7 protein-coding genes and 1 rRNA gene are annotated in these 9,821 nt (G+C 41.9%); 3 read left to right on the top strand and 5 right to left on the bottom strand.

From position 1 onward, the window contains the following. The 4 genes from BUA17_RS30535 to BUA17_RS30520 all read right to left on the bottom strand — a co-directional run. The coding region (locus tag BUA17_RS30535; RefSeq protein WP_170867971.1) for a transposase at positions 1-308 on the bottom strand (308 nt) is incomplete at its 3' end. 83 nt (positions 309-391) lie between these two features. Beyond that, positions 392-1,801, bottom strand: a complete 1,410-nt coding sequence (locus BUA17_RS30530) for a glycoside hydrolase family 1 protein (RefSeq protein WP_072735891.1) — start codon at positions 1,799-1,801, stop codon at positions 392-394. A gap of 53 nt (positions 1,802-1,854) precedes the next feature. Then, on the bottom strand, positions 1,855-3,753 hold the full coding sequence (locus BUA17_RS30525) for a beta-glucoside-specific PTS transporter subunit IIABC (protein ID WP_063568381.1): 1,899 nt from the start codon (positions 3,751-3,753) through the stop codon (positions 1,855-1,857). A gap of 184 nt (positions 3,754-3,937) precedes the next feature. Beyond that, positions 3,938-4,798, bottom strand: coding sequence for a BglG family transcription antiterminator LicT (locus BUA17_RS30520; RefSeq protein ID WP_072735890.1), 861 nt, complete (start codon positions 4,796-4,798; stop codon positions 3,938-3,940). A 311-nt stretch (positions 4,799-5,109) separates the two neighbouring features. On the opposite strand from BUA17_RS30520, the gene BUA17_RS30515 reads away from it, so the two are divergent. Then, on the top strand, positions 5,110-5,277 hold the full coding sequence (locus BUA17_RS30515) for a DUF3934 family protein (RefSeq protein WP_064506465.1): 168 nt from the start codon (positions 5,110-5,112) through the stop codon (positions 5,275-5,277). Positions 5,278-5,463: 186 nt separating this feature from the next. Beyond that, positions 5,464-6,543 carry a hypothetical protein gene (locus BUA17_RS30510; RefSeq protein ID WP_072735889.1) on the top strand — a complete coding sequence of 360 codons (1,080 nt, stop codon included), beginning with the start codon at positions 5,464-5,466 and terminating at the stop codon, positions 6,541-6,543. 310 nt (positions 6,544-6,853) lie between these two features. Here the strand turns inward: BUA17_RS30510 and BUA17_RS30505 are convergent, their stop codons facing one another. Then, positions 6,854-8,620 (bottom strand): methyl-accepting chemotaxis protein, encoded by a 1,767-nt coding sequence (locus BUA17_RS30505; RefSeq protein ID WP_072735888.1) that lies wholly within the window; start codon positions 8,618-8,620, stop codon positions 6,854-6,856. Between the two features lie 1,018 nt (positions 8,621-9,638). On the opposite strand from BUA17_RS30505, the gene BUA17_RS30500 reads away from it, so the two are divergent. Further along, a 16S ribosomal RNA gene (locus BUA17_RS30500) occupies positions 9,639-9,821 on the top strand; the annotation flags it as partial.

Below are 9,821 nucleotides of genomic sequence, written 5' to 3'. Positions count from 1 at the left end.
TCCTCATTGAATTGAATACGCCATTTTCTAATAATCCTAGGAGAGGGTATATTGAAAATGACCGCAGCTTCATTTGGAGACGTCCCATTCTCGTTTATATAGGTGAGTACGTCTAGTTTAAATGTCTTAGTGTAAGCTGTATAGCTCTTTTCAAAAGCTTTGACGCCGTGATATTCGTATTGCCTAATCCACATACGTAAAGTTTCATGATTTATCCGTAATGATTTTGCAATACTTTTGACTCCTTCAGTACCATTCTGATATCTATGAATGGCTTTCAATTTCTCATCTAAACTGAATTTAGGCAAAAAAACTGCACCTCCATTGTTAGTCGTGTCTAACAAATGGGGTGCAGTTCATGTGTAAACGACTGGCTTTTTATTTTACAGTATTAACGGACTTCTCCATTGGTTTCAATCAGTTTTTGATACCAGTGGAAGCTCTGTTTGCGGATACGTCTTAATTCCTTGATATCGAATTCTTCCCGATCCACGTAGATGAATCCATAACGTTTGCTTGATCCCTGATGTGTGCTGACCAGATCAATCGCAGACCAAGGGCAGAAGCCGAATACATCTACACCGTCTGTAATAGCCAATTGAATCTGCTCGATATGTTTATTGAAAAACTCGATGCGGTAAGGGTCGTTGATCACGTCGCCTTCCTCCAGTTTATCAAATGCACCCAGACCATTCTCGGTAACGATCAATGGCAGATGATAACGGGAATAGATCTGGCGCAGCGTTGAGCGGAAACCAACGGGATCAATTTCCCAACCAAATTCAGTCTTTTGCAGATTTGGATTTACAGATCCTCTGTAAGCTCCTGGCTCCCCGACGATTTCATGCTGGTCTCCTGTATGGGAGAAGTCATTGCCATCATTCAAGCTTTCACCAACGGTCTGTGATGTATAGTAGTTAAAAGCGATAAAGTCAGGGTTTCCTTGAGCCAGGATGTCCATGTCTCCATCTTCAATAACAGGGGTATATCCTTTTTCTTCGAGATAACTCCAGGCAATATGATTGTAGCGTCCATATACCGCCATATCGAGATAGAGCCAGTTGCGAATGGCAGCATAGTTATCAGCAGCGAGCGTATCTTCCGGTTTGGAGCTCGCGGGATAGATAACACCGATATTGGGAGCTGGGCCGATTTTGGCTTCAGGCAGCATCTCATGACACAGAACCATGGCTTTGGCTTGAGCGACCAGCATGTGGTGATTTTGCTGATACAGAGTTTTTTGTGGATCAACAAGTGTTGTATCCAGGGTACCCAGAGAGCCGGGGTGAAGGATTAGCATATTTTGTTCATTGATGGTCAGCCAATATTTGACCCGGTCACCGTAGTTTTCATAAAGTGTTTTGGCATATTGTTCAAAGGCATCTATCGTTGCACGGTTGGACCAGCCCCCTTTTTCTTCAAGCGCATAAGGAAGATCAAAGTGATACATGGTCACAATGGGCTCAATACCGTATTTAATCAACTCATCAATCAAGGAATCATAAAATGCCAGTCCCTTTGGATTTACTTCACCTGCTCCTTGCGGATAGATGCGAGTCCAGGCGATGGAGAAACGGTAGGCTTTGAAGCCCATTTCGGCCATCAGGGCCACATCTTCTTTGTACATATGATAGTGATCACTGGTTACCTTGAAGTCGGTTACGCCTTCCACATGATTGCCCATGTCGATGACAGAAGGGCCTTTGCCATCTTCATCCCAGGCTCCCTCAATTTGATAGGCGGAGGTTGATCCTCCCCAGAAGAAATCTTTAGGAAATGGTTTAAGTTGAGTATGCTTCATTGTTAGTTCCTCCTAAATTGAATACATATGATATAAGTTGAGTTAGACAAGAGTTAGACAACCAAAGTCAGCAGGACATCGTTTTTCTGTACATGCTCTTGAGTCGTTTCGAATACATCCACTTCCTGCTGCGTGAGAGTAACAATGACAGGAGTCACGGTTTCGTATCCGGCCTCTTTAATTTTATCGATTTCAAATTGGATCAACAGATCGCCTTGTCTAACGATATCGCCTTCCTGAACGACAGGATTGAAATGTTTTCCCTTCAGCGCCACCGTGTTAATACCAATGTGAATCAAAATCTCGGTACCTGCGTTGGTCGTTAATCCAATGGCATGTCCAGTTGGGAAGAGTGAAGTTACAACGCCATCCACGGGAGCGACGACTTCACCAATCTCAGGAACAATCGCCAATCCTTTGCCCATGGCACCTGTTGAGAAAGCAGGGTCGTTAATGGTGCTCAAGGCTACAGCTTTACCTGTAAGAGGACTATAAATTTGTTCCTTTTTGATTTCAGTTGTTTTTGTCTCAGGTACGACAGGAAGTTCTTCCGGTGTACTTTCAGTCGATGTATTGGAGACAGATTCATTTTTTTCGGAAGCTGTGTCTTTGGTTTTGCTTTCATATCCGAACATCACGGTCAATATCGCTGCTACAGCAAAGGAGCAGGCAATCGCAATCACGTAGACAACCGTTGGTGTATAGACAGGAATGGCAAATATATTGTGGAACACATAAGCAGTCATTTTAACGCCAAAGTGACCATTAATGGCACCGCCGATCGCACCTGCAATGACAACGATAGGAATCACTCGTTTATAACGCAAGATCAGACCGTATACGATCGGTTCAGTGACACCTGCAAGTAAACCGGTAAGGCTGGTGGAACCTGCAAGGGTTCGCAGGGTTTTGTTCTTTTTGGCTTTCAGGAAAATACCAAATGCTACACCGATTTGTGCAAACACAGCTGCAGCTGCCATGGCTTCAATCGGATCGCCGCCAACCCCGATATTCTGAATCGTGATTGGTGTGAAACCCCAGTGGAGTCCGAAGACAACCATGAAGGTCATGAATCCACCCAGTACAACTCCTGACAAAATGCCGCTGACACCAATAAGCCAAGTTACGCCGGAGGAGATCCAGTCACCTACCGTGGTGCCGAATGGTCCGAAGGCCATTGCGGACAAAGGAACCATAATCATCAGAGCAATCATCGGTACCAGGAACAATTGCAGATCTTTCAAAATGATTTTCTTCAGTAGTTTGTCGAGTACAGCGTAGATGCTGATCGATATGAAGATCGGGAACACGCTGGCTGAATAATTCATCATGACAACGGGTATGCCGAGGAACGATACATCCGAGCCTTTATCCATCAGTCCGGTAAAGTTCGGCTCCATCAGAGCGGCACCAATTACACCGGCTACATAAGGATTGGCTTTCAGTTTCATACCAAGTGTGATACCGAGGAAGATAGGCAAGAAATAAAAGACTGCGTTCCCGGCAGCAGATAGAATCAGGTACGTGTCACTTGTATCAGACATCCATCCAAGCATAGTCAGGACAGTCAACAAAGCTTTTAACATACCTGATCCTGCCATGGCCGGGATTAAAGGTGAGAAACTTCCGGATATAATTTCAAAAACTTTGGATAAAACCGATGTTTTTTCTCCTGTGGACTCAGCAGATGAGGAAGAATCCCCTCCAAAATCTCTGTTCTTCATGATCTCTGCATATACATGAGCCACATTGCTGCCAATGACGACCTGGAACTGTCCGCCGCTTTCGACAACGGTAATGATACCATCGTGTTTCTCGAGCGTTTCGCGTTCAGCCTTTTTCGAATCCTTTAGATCGAATCTCAGCCGGGTTGCACAGTGGACAAGACCATTGATATTGGCTTCTCCGCCGACGAGACGAACGATGTCATCCCCCATTTTTTTATGATCCATGTTCATTCTCCTTTGTTGTTAAGATTGCCTGAAAACAAAAAAATACCTAAACGAATGGCTATGATCATCGGAAAGATGACCCGTTGCCAATCATTTAGGTATCGCCTGCTTTACCAGTAACAATCCTTGTCGTTAAGTTGTGAGACCTACTATAAATGACGCCGAAATCGTTTGCAAGCTTTTTTTATTCAGCGTCCAGCATTTCGTTACGGGAAGTGACACGGTGAATATGGATCGTCAAATACACTTTTTCATCAATGGACATGGCGCTTTCAAACTTCTCTTCAAGGTATTGATTAATCAGTTGTGTACACTGAAAAGCCTTGGCATATTTGTCTTTAACCTGCTCATACAGGAAGTTATCACCCGATGCAAATTGCTCCTGTTCATTACTCAGCATTCTCTGCACAAAGTATTGCAGATGGGTAATAAACCGGGAATAATTAAATGAATTTTCATCCAGGGCGATGTGGTAATGATTGGTGACAATGTTGAAAATATCATCAATAACCTCGGTAATTTCAACCGTTTGTTTCATACCCTGACCATCTTGGCGAGCGTTGACAAAATGCATGGCAATAAAGCTGGCCTCATGCTCATCCATTTGGATGCCGAATTGTTCCTGAATCAGATCTACTGCATTCATGCCAATCCCAAATTCCTTTTTGTAAAACTTCTTGATTTGCCACAAAAGGGAATTCTTCAGTCCGACGGATTTGCGGTACCTTGTAATGGCGAATTGAATATGATCAATTAACGATATATAGATATTATCACTAAAAATATCGCCCATTTCCTTTTTGGCATGGCCTACAATTTCGTCAGCTAATTTTAAATATTCAACCGATGTTTCACCGATCAGGTCAATCAATTTTTGCGGTATTTTATCCGATTTCAGCACAAAGGTTTTCTCGATTTTATCCTCATCCACGGGCTGTCCATTCTTCTTCTTGAAGCCCAGACCGTTGCCGATGACAACAAACTCTTGGCCTACCTGATTCTCGGCGCGAATGACGTTGTTGTTGAAAATCTGTCGGATGATCATGTATGTGTTCACCTCAATAGCTCGTAATAATAACAAAAAACCCAAACAAAGGCTTATTAGACAGCCTTTTGTTTGGGTATCGCCTGCTTACCAGTAACAATCCCGAAGAAGACACAGCTTCCTCTTTCAATTATGTCCACTATACCGCTTTCATAACAGAATAACAATACAATGATTTATGGAAATGAACGTAAAGACGTCAATTTTTGTTATAATAAGAAAGCTGGAAGTGAAGAAGATGGGCTGGGTTGCATAATAAGTTACCGAGGACGGTCATTTTTAAGCATATACAGGATTATTGGAGTGATAACATGAGCAAAGCAAAAGGAAAAGGCGGTACCGGCCGTGGTACTGGCAAAAAAGGCTGGAACCGTTGGCAAGCCGCCGCTAACCGGGCGAAAAGTGCCCCAAAGCCTTATAAAAGTAAAGGCACAAAGAATAAAACCGATGCCGAAACGCCAAGTGACAAGTCCCAGTAAGTGGGCACGAGATAAGTTGGAGAAGAGATCTGACCTGAAACAGGGCAGCTCTCTTTTTTTTGGCTTGATGCGTTAAAAAAATTATGCTTAACAGAGCCTAATAAGTGATATCCAAATTGCCGATATAAATGGTAAATTACCCCTGTGTGGTGTCGATATACTACCTAGAACAAAGGAGATTTGTCATTGTCCAATAAAAGAATGATACACACAATTAATCTCTTTATGGTTGTTACGCTTACTGCGTGCAGTTCTTCGTCGGGTATTCCCAATACTCCTGCGGTTTCCAAATCCATTTCTTCGGAAAAGACGGTTAATGAAACACCTGTAACAATTTTTTCTAAGAACAAGGAAGTGGAGATAACCCTCTCTTCGGATTGGAAGGTTTCAACAGAACTTACTAATCCATCACTATTGAAGTTAGCGCTAGTGGATCGAACGAAGTCCATCCGAATCGACCGAGTGAACCGGGCAGACTACTTACCGGATACGTCATTGACCGATTACATGGCAATCCACAAGAAAAATATTGAATCCACACAAGGCCCAAAGAGAAAGAAAGATGAGATCATCAGAACCAGCAATCTAACTATTGATAAAAAGAAGGCTTACGTAAAAGAAGGAAGAACCAGTTATGAGAGGAATCAATTCGGGTACATTACAGCATACCTAGAAAGTAACTACCATTTTTATATCATTACATATACATCGATGTATGAATTTACGTTAGCAGACCGGGAATTTTTCGAAAAAATGTCTCAACAATTTGGGATATTGAATGATGAACCATCAGACCTTGTCCTTTCATCGACCGATCTTACATCGCATCAAGGAAAATATTCTCAATTCCAGATCCGTACTCCATCTAATTGGGAAGTTCAAGATTTTGAATTACGGGGTTCAGATCTGGATATCTCTCTGCAGGCAAACAATGATTACATGTCGATATATCTCGAACCAAAGGAAGAATCTGATTCCGATCTAACGTTAGAGGAGTATGGACGTTATGTCGCTGAAATGTATGCTGATCCAGAGAACTCCATTCTCGTTCCAGAACGCACGTCTGTTGAAATCAATGGTTTGAAGGGGATTCAGATGGAAGGGTACCAAGTAGTAAATAAACGTAAGATTGTCCAGCTACACACCATTTTAGAAGCACAGGATCATTTTGTAGAGATCGTGTTCTATACGGGTGAGGGTCGATATGATCGGGTAAAGAAAGAGTATCAGAGATATACAAGTACCTACAAGGAAAATAAAAGGTGAAGTTATAAAGGTATAAGAGATCTGCCCACCCGATATCTGGATAAGATCTCTTAAATCTGTAATACAGTCTATTATATAGCAGCTTGAATGAAAGAAGATGGCTCCGAAACTTCAAGTGACAAGTCCGTTTAAATGGGCACGAGATAGAGTAGAGAAGGGAACTGACCTGAATACAGGGATGGTCTCTTTTTTATTTCATCGCAAGCGCATCATATTAAACGAATAACAAAAAACCAAGACGCAGGAATTACCCTCAAGCATCTCGGTTTTTTTGTTATTAACGTTCTTATTGTTTACTTGGTATTCAGCTCTATTTAGCTCTTACTTTGAAGAAGGAGATCAGTTCTTGCAATTGGCCCGATACAGCCGAAAGTTCATCAGAGGCAGCAACAATGGAGGCCATGGATGATTCCTGTTCGGCAATGGATTGCTCAATCTGTTTGCTGCTATGTGCTGCTTTGCTGACGCTCGCAGACAACTCATCCGCAGTAGCGGACATTTCCTGTGTGCTGGCGGATATTTCTTCGGTAGAACTGGAGATATCCTGAATTTGGTTAGCGACTTTGTTCGTAGCTGTCAAAATATCTTCAAAAAATTGCCCCGTCTCCATAGTGACCTGAGATCCCTTCACCACTTCTTGGGAGCCAAGCTGCATAGCTTCGGCAGATTGAAGGATATCGCGCTGAATGCCGTCAATTAAGGTACGGATTTGTTTGGCAGAATCCTGGGACTGTTCAGCGAGCTTGCGGACTTCTCCTGCGACAACCGCAAACCCTTTTCCTTCCTCACCTACACGAGCCGCCTCAATGGAAGCATTGAGGGCGAGCAAATTAGTCTGATCTGCAATCTGTGTAATCATATTTACGATGCTGCTAATTTCGTTGGAGCGGCTTTCCAAAGACTGTATCGATTCCGACGTGTGCTTCACCGCACCAGAGATGAGTCTCATCTGCTCAACCACTTGTTGCATAATCTCATGACCTGTATTGGAACGTTGTTCCATGCTTAATGCCTCATCCGCTACATCTGCAGAACTGCTGGCAATCGTCTGCACAACGGTAGACATTTCTGTCATTGCTCGGGCACTTTCCACGCTCGCCTGATCCTGGGAGCGAAGGCCGTGAGAGATGTCCCGAATATTGCTGCTGATCATCTGGATATTATCGTTATTTTTCTCGGAAATATCTAATAATTTCTTGGATGAGTCAGAGAGATGATAAGATGTCGTTTGGACTTTGAACATCGTGTCATTGAATCGCTGAATCATCGTATTGAATTTTTCATTGATAATTCCCAGATCATCCCGTCCGGTTTGGATGGTTACATCCAGATTGCCTGCGCTTGCAGTCTCAATACCCTTCATAAGGTCACGGATTGGCTTAAGTGTTTTCTTTAATAGAATAAACTGCAGTACCATAAACAGGACCAGGAAACCGATAAGGAAAATACTACTGTATGTAATCAGCTTATGAAGTCCTTTTGGAACTGCGTTTGCATCAACGTCGAAGTAAAGTGCGGCGTACATTTTTCCTTCGGCATTTTTGATAGGGTACATAATTGTAGTCCAAGTACCGTATTCGTCCGTATAAAAACTGCTTAATGCGGGCTCCTCGTCGTTTTTCATACCTTCAAGAGCTATAACATTTTTCTGTGGTAATGGATACATTGAACCTGCTGCCATATTGCTTTCTTCAAAAGGCCCCAACAAATTAGTAGGAATCGCAATGATGGACGTCTGATTTCCTTCCTTCAGTTCAGTGCCGAAGATATAGGCTTGTGCAATATTGGGATATAGCTCGTGGATGGAATCCAGGTATTCTCTTAATTCTTTCTGAACAGGTCCAGAATAACTTTTCTCTTTTACTGCTTCAATTACTTTGTCTGTATCCAGATCATCAAACCATTTCTGTGTTGTAACTTCAGCCTGCTCGTACAATTGTTGACTCAGAATATTCTTTTGCAGTTGATATCCCGCAGTAATGAGGATAACCCCAATCAACATAATACTGCCGAATGAAATAACGAGATTTTTAGCAAAGAAGGGAAGAGTACTCCACCTTATCTTATTTAACAACATAGTTCACTCCTTTTTCTAATTATGACCATCTGGATGCGTGTTCGCTCTACGTATGGTGCTTCGTATCCATGTGATATATCGTAATAGGGTTAGACTAATGTTAGTTTTTGAATGAAAATGATGCTTTAGTACCAAGGTTTTCAGAATTTTTCTCATTTCTTTCATTATTGTGTTCATTATTAAAAAATGCGCAAATCTATAACGGTAATTTCTTTGAAGATTGGGGAAATTAAATGCCAAAAGGAATAAGGACCCTTCATTTTAAAAAGTGAATTGTGCCTAACTTGTATATACATAAAGGGGTGAGGGATTTATGTTGAAATAAAGATATGCGCATATACGAAATACATTAATACGCAAAAATGACTCTAAACGAGACTTGGCGAATACGAAAAGATCAATGAACGATATCCTATTACTGTAATGAAAGACAACAGTATAATAGATGAAGCTAACTTAATTAGTAGTGACATTAATGAAGAAAAGTTTTCTGGCCCTACAAGACAAAATGTTCATTTGAGCTTAGGCGTTAGGATTACAGCCAGTATAGGCTATCCCATAGAACGCATAGAGCGGTTCCGTAGATTCCGTTAACTTAACAACCGCTGGAGACATTTATAATAGGAAAGTAGATCAACTAAATATATTGAAATAAAATTAATTTATAATATGGGTTGTAATTAGTATTAGAACATGATATATTATTAATCCGGCCAAGAAAACACGAGAAACACGGTGCGGCAAGCGAATGAAATAAGCTTCGAAAGAAACTTAAAAAAAAGAGCTTGCAAAGTTGGTTCGGACGTGATAATATATAAGAGTTGCTGAAGAGAACAACGATGGCAACGAAAACAAGTTTGATCTTTGAAAACTGAACAACGAGTGAGTAACGATCTTGCTTGCAAGATCGACGCTGAGAAATCGGTACACGTCTTCGGACTGTATGATTTCGAAGCGAAATAAATGAGATTTTTAATCTCGTCAGTTTCAAAATGAGCTTATCGCTCTTTTCAATACTTTATTGGAGAGTTTGATCCTGGCTCAGGACGAACGCTGGCGGCATGCCTAATACATGCAAGTCGAGCGGACTTGAAAAGAAGCTTGCTTCTCTGATGGTTAGCGGCGGACGGGTGAGTAACACGTAGGCAACCTGCCCTCAAGTTTGGGACAACTACCGGAAACGGTAGCTAATACCGAATAG

Origin of the sequence: Paenibacillus sp. ov031, from assembly GCF_900143165.1 — a bacterium.
Lineage (GTDB): Bacteria > Bacillota > Bacilli > Paenibacillales > Paenibacillaceae > Paenibacillus > Paenibacillus marchantiae.
The sequence above is the reverse complement of the archived record's forward strand: the minus strand, read 5'-3'. Positions and strand labels throughout refer to the sequence as shown.